Source organism: Roseobacter sp. (assembly GCF_045106495.1).
In the GTDB taxonomy this organism is placed as follows: Bacteria; Pseudomonadota; Alphaproteobacteria; order Rhodobacterales; family Rhodobacteraceae; genus Roseobacter.
This window is the reverse complement of sequence record NZ_JBGCEQ010000003.1, coordinates 537,484-555,126: the sequence shown is the minus strand read 5'-3', so window position 1 is coordinate 555,126 and position 17,643 is coordinate 537,484. Positions and strand designations below refer to the sequence as shown.

The following is a 17,643-nucleotide window of genomic DNA, read 5'->3' as shown; positions in this document are numbered from 1 at the left end:
CGTATATCGCGTCCTCAGGGCGCATGACCTGATCACCAGCCCCGCTTTTATCGTCATGAAAGCCGCCAGTGAGTTCAAAGACAAAACCACAGCCATCAACCAGCTGTGGCAGACCGACTTCACATATCTCAAAGTGCTTGAACTACCCTATGTTTCCTCTTTTAGTAAGGCTTCCATTAGTGCGCGCTCTGGCTCCAACACAACTGGATTTGATTGCAGGCTTGCAGGGAATTCTATCAAACGCATATTCCAATTCTGGGCAGCAACTATGTTTGTTTGAAAAAAAGCTTGAAACGCCAAAACGGTCGCAAGTTTGCTCTCATCGGCCTGTTTCGATGGTTCAAACAATGAAAGTGGCTGTAGGTAGTCTGTTGATGAGACTCGCGCGGCACAGATATGCGCAACAGAGCGATACATCGTGAAAATCTGCCTAACACTGGCAACATCGCATTGTACCGCTTTGTCATACTTGGTGTGTTTCCCGGATTTGTAGTCCCATCTCTCAAATGGAAATTTGTTCGCCATTGAATTATGTTTGGCAACTCGTTCTACTGCCGCTTCTTGAGATGGTCGCCTATCCAAACTTTTCAGACCAAAAATAGCCAACGCGACCAAACCTGCTACGTGGACTTGTTGTGCCCGTTTCTCCGCAGCGTTGATTAAAACGGCAGTTGCCAGACTGACCTTTAGCACATCAGGCCCGCGTTTCAGATATTCTTGATATTCACGCTCAATCGCAAAACGACATATCTTAAAGCTGAGTTCGTCATCGGGGAAGAAAGCTAATGCGTCCAGAAGTTGTCGAGCGTAAGGTAGGATCTTACCGCTCTCGTCGCTTAATCTAATCAATTCAGTCATTAAGGGATACCAAGTTGCATTCGATCCGAGCTGACAAGTATTGCGCCAAACGCTCCATCAATGGGCGCCTCTTTTCCAACAAGTCCGTGCGCCTGTACGCGCGCTCCACCTGATTGCCCACGACATGGCCCAGACACGTCTCCGCAAGTTCCTTTGGAGCTTCTGTCGCCTCTGCGCACCATGTTCTAAAGCTGGACCGGAATCCGTGCGGGCGAGCGTTCATATTGCGTCGCTCCATGTAACGGCTCATCGTGGCGTCAGAAATCACACCCTTCCGAACGCTTGGGAACAAGAAACCATCCCGCGCCAGTGGCTTTGCGGCCTCTATGACCGCCAAAGCTTCGACCGACAACGGCACCCGAAAATCTTCTGTCGCATCTTTACGACCTTTAATGAACTCAGCGGGTATTATCCAAACATCACCTTCAATCTGGTTTTCGTGAAGGAAGCGGAGCGGCTTTGAGCGCACAGCTGTTAAGATCAGGAGCCGTAAAGCCAGTTGGGTAACCGTGCCTTCATCAAGGCTTTGATAAAATGCGGGTACATCAGACCAATGAAGAGCCGGAATGTTGACTCGTTTATGCCGAGACTTTCCTAGCAGCGCCTTGGCTTTGTCTGTGGCCTGCAAGTCTACATCCAACCCTAGGGCTGCTGCATGACGCAGACAGATACCCTCCTGAAAATGTTCCCGGCTTAACGCACAATGCCGCACACATGAGGAGACGAGGAACTCACCTCGCGCCGGCCCGACGGGATACTGTTGATCGCAAAGAGGGTTTCCAGGAAAGTGGATTTTTGGGCCGAAAACTGCCCCTGGAAAAGCTGCTCCATCGATTTGTCCTCAAACATGCTGTAAAGAGCGCAGGCGAAACGCTCCTGAAATTCGGGGACACGGGACGATATGACGAAGGCATAGGGTTCATATGTCAGGTCTTTGTCCGGCGCATTCTGCACATTGCATTCGTCACCAGATTTGTCCACATAATCGGCAATAGACGCGCGGATGATATCCAGATCGCCATAGTAGCGATGCAGCTTACCACTACAGAATGCCGCCGCCGCCTCAGTGTGAGACGGCAATGTGCAGGGCACTGGTTTTATGGTGTCGGCGCTGAACTCGAACACCTTCTCTCCGATTGTGGAGCCCACGACATACCCCAGCAACTTCACGGCCTTGCTCGGCGCTGCCCGGCGGTAGCGGAACGTTATGAAGGGCTCACCCTCGGCGTCATCCGCATTATTTGTTTGATCGGAGGGTGCATCACCTTTGCTTTCTTTCTCCGCATAGGCTTTGGCATAGTCGAAATAGTGTTTGCAGTTTTTTACGGACGGTTCGACGCCCTCCGCCACCTTCTCTTCGACTCCCACCTGCTCTTCGATCCCCGCTTGCCAGACCGCGTCAGGTGCTTTTGACGCAGTCACATAACCACCGTTTGCAACAAAAACAATTTGCGAATAATCCAGATGCGGCGCGTTCGGTTCGGACGATGTGCCGATCACTTTTGCAACTTTTTCCGGATCCGCATCCAGCGCTGCAAAATTCTCCATTCGGGAAAGAGTGATGGTGGTAGGATCACACAGCAAGTCAAAGTCGTCGTCACCCTTTGTCAGAAATGCATTGCGCTTGGTGGCATCCACGGGCTCTTCGTTGAACTGGTAGCCCGCCCGCGTGACGGCCTCTGTGCAGATCTTGTAGAAATACCCCACATAAGCGCCGGAATCTCTGTCGATTGAAGCAAATGGCGGTGTGTCGACACGCACGCCGATGGTAATTTCCTCCGCAGCGCCATGTCTCGCCGCAAAGAAGCTCTGAATGATCACAACAAAACATAGGCAAAGAAAAAAGCGCATAGTTACTCCGCAGGCCTTACGAAATAGGCGGTTGCGCCACGCAGTCGGCGCTTGCGCTGATGCATCAGGACCTCCGACAAAAAGAAGATCACAACAAAACCGATGAGTGCCGAATACACCGTCGTGTAAAACATCAACCCCATGTCGATGTGATCCAAGCCATCGCGCCCCTGTTTCTGCGCCGCGACGTGCGATTGTAATGCCCGCGCCGCCGCTCCGACGCTGCCCATCGCCAAGGCGGCCACCACACCCCATTGCAGGCTCGAATGCCAAGACGTTTGCTGTCTCCCCGACGCCAGCCGCGCGGCATGGCCATCCAGCAGCAAAACCACCAATAGCCCAAGAATGCAGCCCCGCAGGATCACCAAAACCTCGCGTTCGACCATCACCGTGATGTTGGACCACGCGTCTATCTTGCCCAATTCTCCTCTGAATGCGAACATCCATATGCTGACGGTAACCAGCAGCAGCATCGCAAGCATCCAAGACACCAGCAATGCAATCCCGATCTGCGGCATCCACCGTGTCCAGTGGACACGCCAGATATTGCGCCAGCGCAGAGATTGTTTGGCGGCATCGCGCAGGATCAGAATGATTGCCAACGGCAAAATGAAGCCATTCAGCATGACCACCGTGAATCTACCCATGCGCTCAATCCATGGGACGGATTCACGTGAAAGCCGCAGACCTATCTCGTACTGCCCCGGCCAAATGCTCCATGCTATCGTCACCACTGCGATAAGGGACATAGACCACAAAAAGGCCTGCATCGCATAGGACGGCTGTAGCTCTGGCTCGGCGGCGTCGTGGATGTCGTCCAGAAAGAGGCACAGCCGACCAAGGGCGATATCGTGCTGCCGGATCGATTTGCGCAGGCCATTTTCGGTACCTTCAGCCGCGGCGGCTGCGCGCTCCAAAAGCGTTGCGCCAGAGGCATTTTCCGTCTCCGGGTGCGGTACCAGCCCATGTTCCACATATAGTGCCAGCAGAATACACAAGTCTTCGGCCAGCTTATTGACATCAGAGGCCACGCGATCCCAGCTTTTTCGCTTCAATTCCGTGTCGTCTTTAGGATCTGTCGCATCCAGTGACGTGGGTTGGTCAGGATCTGCGGCCGTGGCCCCGCGCCCGAGCACAAAATCGGTGCGCTCATCCAACCCAAGAATGACAATGTCTTTGCGATTGCGCAGCTCTTCTTCAATCGGGTTGAAACTCTCGCGGATATCCACGCTTTCCATCTTTAACCGCCGGTCGAGGATCCAGGACGACACTGCGAAAATTACGTCCAGGTCGTTACTGAAGTCTTCGGGATCCGTCACCTGATCAGCTGCCGCTTCGCGGTAATGCTTGCGGCGTTCCCAGTCGCCTTTTGCGATCAGCAAGCTGTCTTGAGGGCCCCGCGACAGGTCGATGGCCTTGCGGCGCAGAATATCCGTGTCGTTCAGGACGCTGGTCGGAATGCCCGCAACCCGATGAGCGGTCACGCGCGCCCATTCTTCGAACCGGCGCAACACTGGTACCGACGGTGCCAAACCGGTGAGGATCAAAGCCGATGTCAGCGAGACAAACGGCGGGATGCCAATCGAGTCGTCGCCAGAAGATGACAATTCCGCGCCAACGAAGGCCTCCCCACCCAAGGCGGGCAAGACCTCAGCGTAGACACACAAAATTGCATAAACGGTCAACAGGCATAGGCAATAGTAGAACCAAACCCGAATGACGACGCGACGCGCGCGCAGCTTGTCAGGCGACAAAAGTGTAACAAGCCGCTCAAGCCGGGTTCCCGTGTCGTAGGTGATCCGGTTAAAGCGTTCGTATGAAAATACAACAACTATGAACGCCCCGAAAATCAGGGCAAAAATTTCTGACGATGCCTGTGACATGACGACTTTTAAATGAGCACGACTTAACGACTACCGGCAGTTATCAACCGACGGATTACAGTCCTGTGCGATTGAAACGACTGGCAAACTAGAGGCAAAAAAGACTACTAAAAGGAATGTTTTCACAGCAGATACCCCCACAATATCAAATAATATTAACCTATTGATAACAATTGTTAACCGATTCTTCAACCAGCGAGTGTGATGCTCGGATTGGGGCGAAGTTAATCATCGTTTGCCGGAGCCTCTACGACCATCGCAGGGTGGTCCGTTTACTTCGCTCAGTTTGAACACAGGCGGACACTCGTGCCCGTGAACGCAGCCGGAAGGATTCAATCGGCAACGCTGGAGAGCACCAGAGAAATCTCACCGCGCCGCACGAAACGCAAAGTTTGTCAGATTCTTTTTCATTCTATGCATCCAAAACCAGCGGAGTCCCCGATTACCCAATTGAATGGATTGGAATTGGAGGACGCCATGTAAGAGACACCGAACGCGTTGCTTTGGCATCATTTTGTGCCGAAGCGCTAACGCAATCAAAATTTCTCAAAGCCGCGAACTGTTGCGAAATCCTGAAACAGAAGCGCCGTACATTCTTTAAAACTCACTAATTGCATTGGAAAAAACATGTTTATCGATCTCAAGAAGTCAGACATTCAACAAGATACAATCACCCCGGTTAAAGGCCCACTCGACGGCTTGATCAAAACCGACGTGACGCTACCGCCGCCTACCGCAACGGATCCAGCAGCAAAACCTAACTCGGTGTCAGTGCCGACACCGACGCCAGAACGGACGATCATCGACGAGCTACAGCAAGCTCTGGCGACTTCGCTGGCCGGGCGCACTGGGGAATCTCTTGAATCCGGCGGATCAGAACCGTTTGACATTGCTGTAGGTGAGCTCATCGACAACTACCGAATTCTTGCACGTCGCAAATCACAAGGGGCTTTGACGGATGCAGAATTTCAGCGGGCCGTAGATGTCTCAACCGCAAAGATATTCGGAGGCACCAACAGACCAAAAACCGAACAGCAGTTGGATAGTCTAGTTATGCGTTCCATCGGCGAGATTGCTGGAAACTCTGCACCCGATGTCGCCCTTCTACCCGACATTTTCAACGAGCCGCTTCTGGAGCAAACGAAAGCAGACCTGTTGAACTTCGGGCTGCAGGGAGGGAACACATCTCTCAATGCTGCGCAACTCTCCATCGGACCATTTGATCCTTTTGGGGGCGTTCCGCAGATTGCCGCCCAACCCTTGTTTTTTGCCATAGGCAGCAACCTTGTCAGTTGCATCAACGAGACGGCTCCCGTTCTGCTGAATGATGAATTCAGAATATCCGTCAGCGGCATTGTTAACGGAAAAGCGATTGCACCGAAGCTCTACAACAAAAATGACATGGAGAAGAAGTTCAAGAGCGACAATGACAGTGACTTTACTGGCGCCAAGCCAAATCGTTTTGAGTATGCGATTGAGCAGATCCCGCTCGGCGTCGCCTCGTACCTCTTGCTTGGATTTCCTTATGAAGAGGACCAACTTACCGAAACGGAAGTGAAGAACACTGTCGGCGCGATCCGGAAATTACTGGAAGAATTGGAGCCGGTTCTTGATGCGATCATTGATCAAGCGCTGGCAAGAGCCCTGGCCGGTGCCAATCCTGGCGCTGCCATTGCTATTGCGCTTTTCCGACGGTTCCTCGAAAGCTTGGAAATCCGGGAGCTCATCGTATCTGCGTTTTTTTCAATCCTCTCGGATTTTCTGGGTGATCTTCCTGGCGTGAACAACGATGCCTTCACGCCTTTTACATTGGCGGGAACTTTCTCACGTGGTGTCGGCGACCAGACTGTTCAGGCTACGATGACGGCGTCGGTTGGCGCGCTTGATGCAAATTCAGCATCCTTTCCCAAAACCGTGATGTTGAACCGCCCCAATTCGAGTGTCGAAAAAGAAACCATCAAGACCATCTCGAACGTCGAAGTGCGGGAGGTGCCCCTCGGCGCGCGTGGACGGTATCAACTAACCACCGTGATCGCGGTGCGACCGACCGTCAACCCACCAGCCTGAGTAGGCCTTGATGTCATCGAAAAAATGACAGGCAGTCGGGCATCCATCACGGTGCCCGCCTGCCTTTTTGCAGGGGGATTGGGTGCGCGACCCGCTGATGTTAGAATAGCGTTCGAGGGATGTAGATCGGTGGATACCGCGTGGTCGAAGACGAAGAGCTTTCACGCCTGATCGGAGAAGTGGCGCATGGCAGCAGACTCTCGCTGCGAACGCTCTTCGAGCGGACAGGCGGATATCTCTTGGCAGTTTGCCAAAGAAGGCTTGGGCATAGGGACCTGGCTGAGGAAGCTGTGCAGGATACGTTTGTCGCCATATGGAAGTCAGCCAAGGATTTCGATGCGTCAGCCGGGTCGGCGAAGGCTTGGATGTCGACGATCGCACGACGCCGCGCAATTGATCGCCTCAGAGCGAGCCCTTGGCTCAACCGCGAAGTCACACTTGAAGCCGAACAAAAAATCTCAGAGACAAATGCAGACAGACTGGCATTGTCAGGGTGTCTTTCGCGGCTCGAACGGACGAGCCATCTGGCGATCAGGCTTTGCTACCTCTATGGCATGACGCATCAGGAAGTCAGCCTTGCGACGGGGGTGCCACTTGGGACGATAAAGAGCCGAATAAGACGGGCACTTCTACAACTCAGAAAGTGTCTGGATCAATGACGGATGATGTGAAAATCCGGTCTGCGGAATTCGTTCTTGGTCTTTATGATGCAAGCAGAAAAGATTTGGCTGATCCCGAATTTCAAGCCGAAGTGGCGTTCTGGGAACGAAACCTTGTCTTGTTGGAAGAGACATTGCAGCCACAACCGCTCCAACTGTCAGATGAGGCACTGTGGGGTGAGATCGAGGCGCGTCTTGACGAACTCGAAACAGTACCCGGCACCCGTACGATCCCCCTTGAAGGCGGCGTTTGGGAGCAGATCGCAGATGGGATCGAACGAAAGGTTGTGCATGTGGACCCGGTGGCGCAAACACAGGCCTTCATGGTTCGGATGGCAAAAGGTTCCGTGCTCCCATCCCACGAACATGGTGGAGATGAGCACTGCGTCGTAGTGAGCGGAAAGCTCTCAGTTGGCAGGAGGACATTTGGCGCAGGGGCCTATCATTTTGCAGCGCGTGAAACGCGCCACGAACCGATAGCCGCGATTGAGGACGCCATATTTTTCATTCAAGGCCCGCTTTGATTCGAAAGCAGGCCGCTTGCTGCGCGTGTATAGACGCATGCCAAGATAAACCCTGGCCACAAACCCAAGCTGCCCTTCACAGCGAGAGGCCCAATGGCAACCAACGTTCGCTGCGAGAAGCACCCGCGAGACACTTTGTAAGTATTGCTGTAATCTTGCCAACTTCGTTTTCTATGAAATCGAGTGGTCTTCTACGCACGCCCAATAAACCGAGCAAATAAAACCACGTGGAGTCAACGCAGAATCAACAAAACGAAAAGCCGTTAGGTGTTAGGAAAAAGTTCTGGATGGTCAGTTTCCGGCAAATTAGGGCCCAGTTTCCAAAGCTGAATGACCAACGCGATTGAGGGTGCCAATGCGACGCGCAGTGGCGGCGGCTGGTTTTGGAAATGGAGGAACTCCAATCCATTACGGTTTTGTGCTGCGGGGGTTTGTGAAGCGCAAGGTTGGAGCCGCTTGCCCCGTTCGAAAGTTATGCCCTGTGGCGATGGATACGTCCCCATGGGGGCTGTCAAACCTTATGGGGCACACAGTCACATCAGATCGTCGTTGAGGTTTTAGGTGCTGCGCATGTGATCATTCTTGGGGCGGGTCTCAGCGCAAAAGGAGAATGTAATGGCGATAGAGATATTTGAAACCGGGCGATTCAGTTCACGCGTTATCGGGAATAATCAACCGGACTTTTACCAAACAAATCAGGATCAATTTGAGATCGTCCAGACAGGCGGCGGTCGTGACACGATTTTTGTTCAACCAAATCGCAGGCAGATTGTCGGTGAAACGGTTTTTGATATGTATTTGATTTCGCTTCCACCTGATGTGGTTGACGCAGGCGAAGGAGAGGATCGTATCCTGATTGCCGCCACGGGTGGTGCAATCCTTGGAGGCGACGAAAACGACGTGATCCGTAGCGTCGCGTCAGCTGCTGCTCAGCGGCGCGACGACATCCTCCTGATCTTCGGAGACGATTCATCGATCACAAACACTAACGGACATGGTGACGATACAATCTTCGCCGGCACAGCCAACGAGTTGATCGACGGCGGCGGTGGCGTGGACACCGTTAGCTACACGTTTTCCGACAGTTTCATGGGCATCAGTCTTTTTGAACCCAACCCGGGCAATGGCTTCTTCTCCGGCCGGGCGGTTTCGGCCAATGGCAGCGAGGACGTCCTGAATCGCGTCGAGAACATTATTGGCTCCCAATATGACGACTTCATTTTTGGCAACAGCCTCTCCAACCAGCTCGAAGGTGGGCGCGGCAGTGATAACATTCAGGCTGGAGGCGGTAACGACGATGTTCGAGGAGACCGCGGCAACGACATATTGGCGGGCGGAGATGGTAACGATACGATCCGTGGCGGAAACGGCAACGACGACATCAGCGGCGACGCGGGCAATGACGCGCTTTTTGGCGGAAGCGGAAACGACATCGTGCGACCGGGGCGCGGTTTTGACGTCGCCGACGGCGGAAGGGGTAACGATACCATCGACTATGCGCAGGCGGACGGACCCGTCTTCGTCAATCTGGCGCAGGGATTTGCAAACACGCAGCTCGGGCGGGCGGTGGAGATTGACACGTTGTCGCGCTTTGAGAACGTCGTCGGTTCCATTTTTGACGACTTCATCTTCGGCAATGCTGGCGCAAACAGGATCGAAGGCCGCAACGGAAGAGATTCAATAGCAGGCCTGGACGGCAATGACATTATTTCCGGCGGCAGTGATCGCGACCTGCTTTTTGGCAATCAGGGAGATGACGCAATATCCGGCGGTCGGGACAATGACACTATCGATGGTGGTTTTGGCGACGACTTTCTTGTCGGCAATGCCGGTGCTGATCTCATCAGAGGTGGGCCAGGCGAAGACATATTGATCGGCGGGGCTGGCGCGAACACCTATCTATGGCTTCCCGACGATCTCAGCGGGGAGACCGACAGCATCATTGATTTCGCGCCACTCTTCGGAGAAACGCTTCGGTTTGAAGGTGTTTTTGCCCCGGGAACCGACGCGGAGGACGTCATTTCGGCTGTTTCTCTTGGCGATGATGCGGCACTAATTCTGGACCTTGAGGAATCGCTGATCGAGAACCCTGTCGGAACCAAGATCAACTTCGCCAATTTGCGAGACTTTGATGCAGAGACCATCAATTTCAGCTTCTGGCAAAACATCGGCACGATAGAGTTCATTTGAACAATTGGCGTGGGTTCTCATTGATTTCCAACCCCCGATTGTCCGGAAACAGAAGCAGGTCGAAACGGTTCATCGTTTTGTCAAAAAAGCGATGCGTCGACCCGGGGTATCGCTTACCCGATTGTTCGTACCAACCAGGCGCGGGATCATAGATACCCAACGCTTAACTTCAAGCTTCTCCGGTGCACCAGCTGCGTGTCGACAGGTAAAAATCGGGCCAATTGCATTCCAGTTGCCACATGCGGGCAATCTCGGCCCTAAATCACCAAACTATCCAATGCCGACAGCAATTCACGGCGTGTGATTGGCTTCGTCAACGTGGGAACATTGTTCAAGTGAGGCGCAAGACTGTGCTGCTCGCCATAGCCAGTAACGAAAATGAATGGCACGTTCCGCCGCAAAAGCTCGCTGGCAATAGGCTCACTCGTTACACCTTGGCCAAGGTTTATGTCCAGCGCAGCGAATGTAGGCGTTTCCACCTGAAGAAACTCCATGGCGGGATCAACCCCTGACAGCATCTCAATGCTCACAAAACCCGCATTCTCGAGCACTGTTCGCATTGCATTTGCAACCATGAAGTTGTCTTCAACTAGCAAGACAAGGCCATTTCTAAGCGCAGTCACCGTCTTCGAAGGGAGCTGGTTGTCTCTTTCGTTTTGTGTTCGGTTTTTCACCGGCGCATCGCCAAACGCGCTGGGCGGAAGTGTAAGGGTCGCTTCTACACCGTTTTCGCAGAACCGGAGATCAGCGGTACCACCCATTTCGAATGGTACGGCTTGAAGGATCAGCGTCGTGCCGAACCCTTGTCTTTTCGGTTTGGTGTTGATGCGCGGCCCATCCCGTTCGAACCAATCGACGCGAAGACCATCATCATTGCGCCGCACTTCCAGATCAATTCGGCCATTTGGGACTGCCAGCGCGCCATATTTGACCGCATTTGTCATCAGCTCGTGGATAACGAGCGCAAAAATCGGAGCGGACTCTGCCCGGATGTTTGCATCCTCACCCGACACAAAAACGCGCTGCGCGTCTTCTTGGCTATAGGGATTGGCCTCCAACTTTATGATGTCAAAGATAGATACAGAGGAGTTTGCGGCTCCTGCACCGATGTCATGTGCCGCCGCAAGGGCATGGATGCGAGATTCAATAGCATTCGAATAGCTTTCAAGTGAGCCACCAGACCTGCGCGCCTCCGATGAAACTGACTTGACCAGCGCAAGGATGTTGCGCACGCGGTGATTAAGCTCATTGATCATGAGCTGCTGTTGTCGACTGAGGTGAGAGAGGAAAGCACGCCTCTCTGCTGCACTCAACAATGGCCAGAGCTGGCGCATCAGGTGGATGTCATCGCCCGACCACGCCTTACTTTTATGGGCAGTCTCCAGAAGGTATTTCGAAAAAGAGGATCGCGGTTCAATCCGCAAGGTATTCTTTTCAGCTTCAACTGTCTTGGTTGGATTGCCTGCCCACGCAACGGATTGGCTGATTTCGGGGCGATAGACCTGGAGACTTCGTGTCCCCTCGTAACCGGTAAGAAGAGCACCTGCCAAGCCGTCCAGATGCGACGCCAGTTCTGGGAAAGCCGAGGACAAGTTGTCGATGGCCAACAGTTTGTCCGGCGCTGCATTTACACGTTCTGCCAGAAACTCAATGATGGATGTCTCCGGCACCTTTCCAAAACCAAAATATTCCGAACCGTTCGTCATAACGACGCCAGTTGCGTCGAGCACATCAATGATCGATGGGCCAACTTGCTGCATCATCGCCTCAAGCTCGCTGCCCTTTTCCAGCTCACCCTGGACGTCCGTTTGAAGTTGGTCAACTTGCTGAGACAGCTTCAGTGATTTTTCCCGGCGAAGAAGATCGAGCTTCAGTTGAAACAAGGGCATAAAGCTCAAGAGAAGGTGGCGCATTTCGGGTGGTGCCACTCGTGGTTTTAGACTGTGAAAAGAAATCATCCCCCAAAGCTCATCTCCGAGGATAACTGAGAGAGTCATCGTGGCGCCAAGGCCAAAGTTGTGAAGGTATTGCATGTGTATCGGCGATACGCCTCTGTTGGCAGCAAATGTCATGTCCAACGCGGGTTCGTCGGCGCTGTGAGCGACCAGCGGGATAGGGATTTGCTCAACATCGCAGATTAGGCGCATCGGTATTTGCCGCATAAGGTCACGTGCCTGGGCCGGAACATCATGGCTGGGAAAGCGCAGCCCAAGCAAAGGATCCATACGTCTGCTACGCGCTTCGGAAACGACCTCCCCATTCCACTCTTTATCGAACTTTATGACGGTTACGCGGTCAAAGCTGGTTAAATGGTGCAGCAAGTCCGTCGTCAAATCAAACAGCTCCGGCAGAGTGTCACAACCTTCGATTTGACTGACGAGAAAAGCTTGTTGTTGGCTTGTTTCGTATGACGTTTTCGGAACCGTCCCCGCTTCCTCGATTTCGATGACAAATCGTTCACCCCCTTTTGAGAAATGAACCGCATATTCTTTCCCCGTCGTTTGCCACACACCCGCAAAATGCCGCGCGTTTGCAAAGCCGCCCATACCTCGGATGTTGTTTAGATTGTGCGAAATGTCCGCGCCTAACAACGAGCGCAAAGGCCTGCCAAGGATATCCGCCAATGGAAGGCCAAAGAGGTCCGGGCAGTTTTCGCTTGCTTGTCGAACAATGCCTCCATCAAAATCACAGGCTAACAGAAATCCAATCGGCTGGATTGATCCCGGAATATGCACAGGTTCATCAGCGCATGTTTTCAGCGCTTCGCGTAGCTGTTCTTCTGTCAATGGTTGTGTCATCTGCTGTTGCCCTCCGTTTACCTTGTATATGCCAACACAACTGTCGTGAAAAGTTGACATCACACCTGTAAACTTGCGTGTTAGCGCCGTACTGTTGCACGTCTTGGCGCAACATTGACGACGCGTGAATACAGCCCCAACGATCCACACCCTCCCGGGTTGGCGCCACGTTCACTGGATGCGGTGTATCGCATGGCTAGAAAAAACGGGCTTTGGTGGTGGGCTGCGCCACCAGGTGAGAAGACATCGCCTAATGCTATTGACTAGTTCGCAATTCGCAACATCTCAAAAACGAACAGAATGGCGGGGTTGAGATGCTCAGAGCATGCATTTTTGTACTGGCAATGGCTGCGACAATGCCTGCGTTAGCCTTGGATTTGAATGAAACAGGTCGCTACGATCTCAACCGACCGGCCAGCTTAGATTATGACCCGACATTCTGCGGCCTGTGGATCGCCAATGAGGGACCTGATGCGGTACTGGTCACTTTGCAGGGCGACGAGTTGCGGCGCGTGAGCAGTGATTTGTTTCGGATAAAGGCAATCTCGCTGGAAGGCGATCACCTGCTGGTCGGAGACGGGTTTGGCAAACTGCAAAGGTTGACAAAAAATGGTGAGACGCTGGGGCCACCCTTCGCGCTCGCCGGCGGGTTTGCGGATACCGAAGGTATTGCGATTTCTGCCAATGGGGACATCGTGACGGTTGAAGACGATCCGGAGCGCTTGTCGTGGTTCAGCCCAACCGGCGAGCTGAAAGCACAGATCAACACGATGGAGTTGTCTCCGCCGCTGAGCGAAGCGCAGGGCATCGCAATCGACCCGCGGACAGGGCACCTCCTGATCGTCGACGATTGGGAAGGCTCCAACAGCCTCTATGAATTTTCCGCCGACGGCGAACTTCTCGCGCAAGCCAGTTTGTTGGAATACGGCAATGATCCGGAAGGAATAGCCATCCGACCAGGCTCCGATCAACTGTTCATCGCATTCGACGGCGGTGCGCAAATTGTGACTTTCGACTACACGCCCACCTTACCGCCGGGATCAGCACCATTGCCACCAGGTGCGGATTGCATGATGTTTTAGGGCCACCTTTGTTGCATCAGAACTGATTGTCGCATGGTCTCGCATTGGGTCCTTCTTGTTCGATGGTTGCTAATTGTCACGACCAGCACCCTTCGGGGTTACGATAGCCGTCGTTCGCCACGGATTGTTTTGTTTCAATCTGGCGCTTCCAAAGGCTTGCTGACCATCTACGCAAAATCGGACCCTCAGCCCTCTATTTTGATCGCTATCAAAGAACCTGGATGGCACGATCCGGACCTCATTCATCTGTATACAAATCGACATTCGCGTCCAAAAAAATGCGTGCATAGACTGGATGTTCAGAAGGGCAGCAGCGATGGATGTCCGTCAATACTCAACCCCGCCTGCGTCCGCGTCGCTCGTCGTGCCAGGTGCACCGGTGGCAGTCGCAGTTCGGCGATCGCTTGGTCCCCGTGCATCTGTGAGCGGCGTAACTGCGAAATAAACGGCCTTCAAAAAAAGCCAAGCGGAATCTTAACTAGCTAGAAAAAGCATTCGTGTTCTTGATCGTATCACTCTTGTTTTTGGGATACCTGAAAGCACCACACTTCCCACAGATCAGGAATGGGCCACCTTAGGCATTGACTGCAGCTTGACAGCCCGCAACCACACTTGCGTCACGTCGCCAAGCCCTTTTTGGTTGAGATGTTTCAGAAACAGTCAAAACCAGTCCTAAAACAGTTCTTTGTGAACTTCCGGGACAAAGGTCTGGTCGTCCATCGGCGGGCGAACGTAACCTCGTTGCGGAGGGCGATCTTCAAGAACCACCGGCTCATGGGCAATTTCTTCGTAAGGAATCAACGAAAGCAAATGGGTGATGCAATTCAGTCTTGCATGTTTCTTGACGTCTGAATTCACGACAAACCATGGCGCTTGCTTTATGTCGGTATGTGAAAACATGTCGTCTTTAGCCTTGGAGTAATCCACCCACCGTTTCCGGCTTTCGAGATCCATCGGGCTGAGCTTCCACTGTTTGGTCGGATCTGTAAGGCGCTTTTGGAATCGGCGTTCCTGTTCTTCGTCGCTTACGGAAAACCAGTACTTGACCAGCTGAATGCCGGACCGGACCAACATACGTTCAAATTCAGGGCAACTGCGCATGAATTCCTTGTATTCCTCGTCGCTGCAAAACCCCATAACGCGCTCGACGCCCGCGCGGTTGTACCAAGACCGATCAAAGATGATAATCTCCCCCGCCGCTGGCAGGTGTGAAACATATCTTTGGAAATACCACTGGGACTTTTCTCGCTCTGTTGGTGCCGGGAGGGCGACAACCTGACAAATCCTGGGGTTCATCGCCTCGGTGATGCGCTTGATCGTCCCACCCTTGCCCGCGGCATCCCTGCCTTCAAATATTATTGCAACCTTGTGACCCGTTTCCTTGACCCATTCCTGCAACTTCACCAATTCGATCTGTAGCCTGGCGAGTTCGGATTCGTAGGTTGAGTTCGATATCTTGACCATTGTTTGCCCCTCACTTTTTTCCCAATCCAAACAAAGCACAATTCTGGAAAAAACGCGAGTTTGCATACTCCGGCACGGATGCCGCGCCGCGCTTGCACGTGGCGTCCTTGTTCGCAATCGCCGTCCTGCACCAAAATTTCCAAAGTTGAAACCGACGCGACAGTATTGAATCTCGGACCGGCCCTAGGACACTAATGTGTCTCGATTGCGTCTGCTGAGGATTCGAGCCTGCAAGCCATATCAACGCAAAGAATATCGCAAACCTGAGCACCGAAAATGCGTATCTGCCACCCCTAAAAAGGCCGTCACAATCGCTGCCAACTGGACGGAATGACATTTCCTCACCAGCATCGGGTTTACGATACCCGGCACCTGCAAAGGTAAACGATCATGGCCATTTTGGACTATACGGATCAGCATTGGCGGGATGCGTTGGGTATCGCCAGAGACCGCGCACCGGCCGCGTTGATCATGGAAGGCACCTGGTGGCGTCAAGCGGCGACGGCATCGCGGCTAGACTATCTCGACGATGTAGTTGAATTGGCTTTTCCCGACATGTTTATGGGCAAATGGCAGGGCCTTGACGTGGCTTTTTGCTGCGCCTATGGCGCGCCGCGCGCGGTTGAGCCCACACATATATTTAGCCAATTGGGCACAGATCTCTTGATCCAGATCGGCACCTGCGGTTCGCTGGATGCCGATGCTTCAACGGGCGTCGTGGCTCTGCCCGAGGAATGTTTGGCCCGCGATGGAGTATCTCAACATTATGGTGCCGGCGAGAGCGTTTTCACCGATGCCGGTCTGGTTGAAACGGTCGAAAAGTCGCTCGCACGTCATGGCGTTCCATCGCAGCGCACACGTCATTTGACATGGCCAAGTTTATTCGCGCAATCGGACGAGATGTGCGAGCGTTGGGCTCTCGAAGGCATTGCGAGTATTGATATGGAAACCTCCGCAGTGGTCGCTGTTGGAGACAGGTTCGGCGCGCGGACGGTGTCGATGCTGACGGTTTGGGATCAGTTGTTTGCCGGGCGCACATTCAATGACCCGTTGCCAGAAGATGACATGGAGAAACTCAAACGCGCCAACAAGATCGTCTTTGAGGTCGCGCTTGAGTTGGCGCTGGCAGCTAAAAGTCACCCGCCACCGATCGGTTAGCCGTTTTTGGCCAGACGATCGTATAGATCCTCGAAAACAGCATCTCGTGCAACGTCATAGGCTTCCAACATGGCATGGCGTGACGGGTCTTTTTGCCAATACAGCGCTTCATCCAGATGCGGTGAGGTGGTCAGATGCGTCGGTACATAGGCAGCATCCAACATCCAAGCGACGTTGATAATGTCCCAGATCACCCAGGTTTTTGTTTCCGGCTGAGAGATTGCATATTTGGTGTGCAACGGATTGTTGGTGTAAAGATGCCAGAGGTAGTCGCCGATGGCGCCATGCCCTTTCACGAAATGCTCCATTTCCGGACGGGAGATGGTCAGCTGGGCACCAACATGGTAGCCGGGCAAGTAGACATGTGGCACGCCACATTCGAACAACAGCCGGGACGACATCTGGTCCTGAACCAGATTGAGCGAGGGTTCGTTGCAAAAAGGGGCATAGCTGGGAAAGCCCGAGGTCCACACCACCACAAGATTGTCGATGATGTCAGGTGCCATCAAAAGGGCCGACCCGATGTTGGGCAGAGCCCCCATCGCCAGTACGTAGACCGGCCCGTCTTCGCGTTTGCGGGCCTGCTTGATGATGAATTGCGCGGCATCAGAATCGACGGGCGCGTCATAGCTAGACAAATGCGCGGGTGAGCCATGAAAGACCTTGCCCTCATGCGCGACATGGCAGGCGTCAAAAACCCGCAGGATTTCCTCGTAGGACCTTTCTTCGCCCACATCTGGTGTGACAAATTCGATGTCGTCAGCTGTGCGCCCATCCGCAAGCAGACGCTTGGCCCAGCCCGCAAAAGGTCCGACAAACTTGCTGTCATGGTCCGTGCCACTGCCGGTTTGTAGTGCCGCCACGGCCTCATAAAGCCCATCACGGTGATGCAGAAAAGAATAAGGGGCCGCAGTCACGCCTTCGATATTCAACCTGTCCTGCGACAACAGGGCCCATGCGACGGCATATTGGTCATCGATCTCATTGGCGGTATCGGTATCTATGATCACGCGTGGCATCGGCCCGGGACGTCCCAGACGCCGGGCCATTAATTCCGGATCCAGCGGTGTGAACCTTTGTACGGCTTCTTGTAGCGTGGTCATGAAAAC

General features: G+C 53.4%; 13 protein-coding genes and 1 pseudogene. 7 read left to right on the top strand and 7 right to left on the bottom strand.

What is annotated here, in order from left to right; translation table 11 throughout:
* Nucleotides 1-139, top strand: a pseudogene (locus tag AB8B75_RS04540) (IS3 family transposase); the annotation flags it as partial.
* A gap of 8 nt (nt 140-147) precedes the next feature.
* Here AB8B75_RS04540 and AB8B75_RS04535 read toward each other — a convergent pair.
* The 4 genes from AB8B75_RS04535 to AB8B75_RS04520 all read right to left on the bottom strand — a co-directional run bounded on the left by AB8B75_RS04535 (nt 148) and on the right by AB8B75_RS04520 (nt 4,592).
* Entirely contained in the window at nt 148-858 is a 711-nt protein-coding gene (locus AB8B75_RS04535) for a hypothetical protein (RefSeq protein WP_405360185.1), read from the bottom strand.
* The gene (locus AB8B75_RS04530) at nt 851-1,486 is read right to left on the bottom strand and encodes a tyrosine-type recombinase/integrase (protein WP_405360163.1); all 636 of its coding nucleotides are present in this window, start codon (nt 1,484-1,486) and stop codon (nt 851-853) included. The genes AB8B75_RS04535 and AB8B75_RS04530 overlap by 8 nt, the downstream gene beginning before the upstream one ends.
* A 65-nt stretch (nt 1,487-1,551) precedes the next feature.
* Complete coding sequence (locus tag AB8B75_RS04525) at nt 1,552-2,709, bottom strand: transporter substrate-binding domain-containing protein (protein ID WP_405360162.1); 1,158 nt, start codon at nt 2,707-2,709, stop codon at nt 1,552-1,554.
* Nucleotides 2,710-2,711: 2 nt separating this feature from the next.
* Nucleotides 2,712-4,592, bottom strand: a complete 1,881-nt coding sequence (locus AB8B75_RS04520; protein ID WP_405360161.1) for a hypothetical protein — start codon at nt 4,590-4,592, stop codon at nt 2,712-2,714.
* 627 nt (nt 4,593-5,219) lie between these two features.
* On the opposite strand from AB8B75_RS04520, the gene AB8B75_RS04515 reads away from it, so the two are divergent.
* The 4 genes from AB8B75_RS04515 (at nt 5,220) to AB8B75_RS04500 (ending at nt 10,032) form a co-directional block, all read left to right on the top strand.
* Nucleotides 5,220-6,659: a hypothetical protein gene (locus AB8B75_RS04515; RefSeq protein ID WP_405360160.1), complete on the top strand. Its 1,440-nt coding sequence runs from the start codon at nt 5,220-5,222 to the stop codon at nt 6,657-6,659.
* Between the two features lie 140 nt (nt 6,660-6,799).
* Nucleotides 6,800-7,318 carry an RNA polymerase sigma factor gene (locus tag AB8B75_RS04510; protein ID WP_405360158.1) on the top strand — a complete coding sequence of 173 codons (519 nt, stop codon included), beginning with the start codon at nt 6,800-6,802 and terminating at the stop codon, nt 7,316-7,318.
* Nucleotides 7,315-7,842, top strand: coding sequence for a cupin domain-containing protein (locus AB8B75_RS04505; RefSeq protein WP_405360157.1), 528 nt, complete (start codon nt 7,315-7,317; stop codon nt 7,840-7,842). Before AB8B75_RS04510 ends, AB8B75_RS04505 begins: the two co-directional genes overlap by 4 nt.
* Before the next feature lie 615 nt (nt 7,843-8,457).
* Complete coding sequence (locus tag AB8B75_RS04500; RefSeq protein WP_405360155.1) at nt 8,458-10,032, top strand: calcium-binding protein; 1,575 nt, start codon at nt 8,458-8,460, stop codon at nt 10,030-10,032.
* A gap of 257 nt (nt 10,033-10,289) precedes the next feature.
* Here AB8B75_RS04500 and AB8B75_RS04495 read toward each other — a convergent pair whose 3' ends face one another.
* Entirely contained in the window at nt 10,290-12,830 is a 2,541-nt protein-coding gene (locus tag AB8B75_RS04495) for an HWE histidine kinase domain-containing protein (protein WP_405360153.1), read from the bottom strand.
* Between the two features lie 314 nt (nt 12,831-13,144).
* Between AB8B75_RS04495 and AB8B75_RS04490 the strand changes: the two genes are divergently transcribed.
* Nucleotides 13,145-13,912, top strand: a complete 768-nt coding sequence (locus AB8B75_RS04490) for a hypothetical protein (RefSeq protein ID WP_405360152.1) — start codon at nt 13,145-13,147, stop codon at nt 13,910-13,912.
* A gap of 672 nt (nt 13,913-14,584) precedes the next feature.
* Here the strand turns inward: AB8B75_RS04490 and ppk2 are convergent.
* On the bottom strand, nt 14,585-15,376 hold the full coding sequence (gene ppk2 / locus AB8B75_RS04485) for a polyphosphate kinase 2 (protein ID WP_405360151.1): 792 nt from the start codon (nt 15,374-15,376) through the stop codon (nt 14,585-14,587).
* Nucleotides 15,377-15,766: 390 nt separating this feature from the next.
* Here ppk2 and AB8B75_RS04480 point away from each other — a divergent pair, with 390 nt between their 5' ends.
* Entirely contained in the window at nt 15,767-16,534 is a 768-nt protein-coding gene (locus AB8B75_RS04480; RefSeq protein ID WP_405360150.1) for a hypothetical protein, read from the top strand.
* Here the strand turns inward: AB8B75_RS04480 and AB8B75_RS04475 are convergent.
* Nucleotides 16,531-17,637 (bottom strand): nucleoside hydrolase, encoded by a 1,107-nt coding sequence (locus tag AB8B75_RS04475; RefSeq protein ID WP_405360149.1) that lies wholly within the window; start codon nt 17,635-17,637, stop codon nt 16,531-16,533. The two genes, AB8B75_RS04480 and AB8B75_RS04475, sit on opposite strands and share 4 nt — an antisense overlap.
* Nucleotides 17,638-17,643: the final 6 nt, after the last annotated feature.

Excerpts from the sequence above, each read along its gene's own strand:
- AB8B75_RS04535 (WP_405360185.1), bottom strand. The coding sequence starts at position 858 with ATGACTGAATTGATTAGATTAAGCGACGAGAGCGGTAAGATCCTACCT.
- AB8B75_RS04525 (WP_405360162.1), bottom strand. The coding sequence starts at position 2,709 with ATGCGCTTTTTTCTTTGCCTATGTTTTGTTGTGATCATTCAGAGCTTC.
- AB8B75_RS04520 (WP_405360161.1), bottom strand. The coding sequence starts at position 4,592 with ATGTCACAGGCATCGTCAGAAATTTTTGCCCTGATTTTCGGGGCGTTC.
- AB8B75_RS04515 (WP_405360160.1), top strand. The coding sequence starts at position 5,220 with ATGTTTATCGATCTCAAGAAGTCAGACATTCAACAAGATACAATCACC.
- AB8B75_RS04505 (WP_405360157.1), top strand. The coding sequence starts at position 7,315 with ATGACGGATGATGTGAAAATCCGGTCTGCGGAATTCGTTCTTGGTCTT.
- AB8B75_RS04500 (WP_405360155.1), top strand. The coding sequence starts at position 8,458 with ATGGCGATAGAGATATTTGAAACCGGGCGATTCAGTTCACGCGTTATC.
- AB8B75_RS04495 (WP_405360153.1), bottom strand. The coding sequence starts at position 12,830 with ATGACACAACCATTGACAGAAGAACAGCTACGCGAAGCGCTGAAAACA.
- AB8B75_RS04490 (WP_405360152.1), top strand. The coding sequence starts at position 13,145 with ATGCTCAGAGCATGCATTTTTGTACTGGCAATGGCTGCGACAATGCCT.
- ppk2 (WP_405360151.1), bottom strand. The coding sequence starts at position 15,376 with ATGGTCAAGATATCGAACTCAACCTACGAATCCGAACTCGCCAGGCTA.
- AB8B75_RS04480 (WP_405360150.1), top strand. The coding sequence starts at position 15,767 with ATGGCCATTTTGGACTATACGGATCAGCATTGGCGGGATGCGTTGGGT.
- AB8B75_RS04475 (WP_405360149.1), bottom strand. The coding sequence starts at position 17,637 with ATGACCACGCTACAAGAAGCCGTACAAAGGTTCACACCGCTGGATCCG.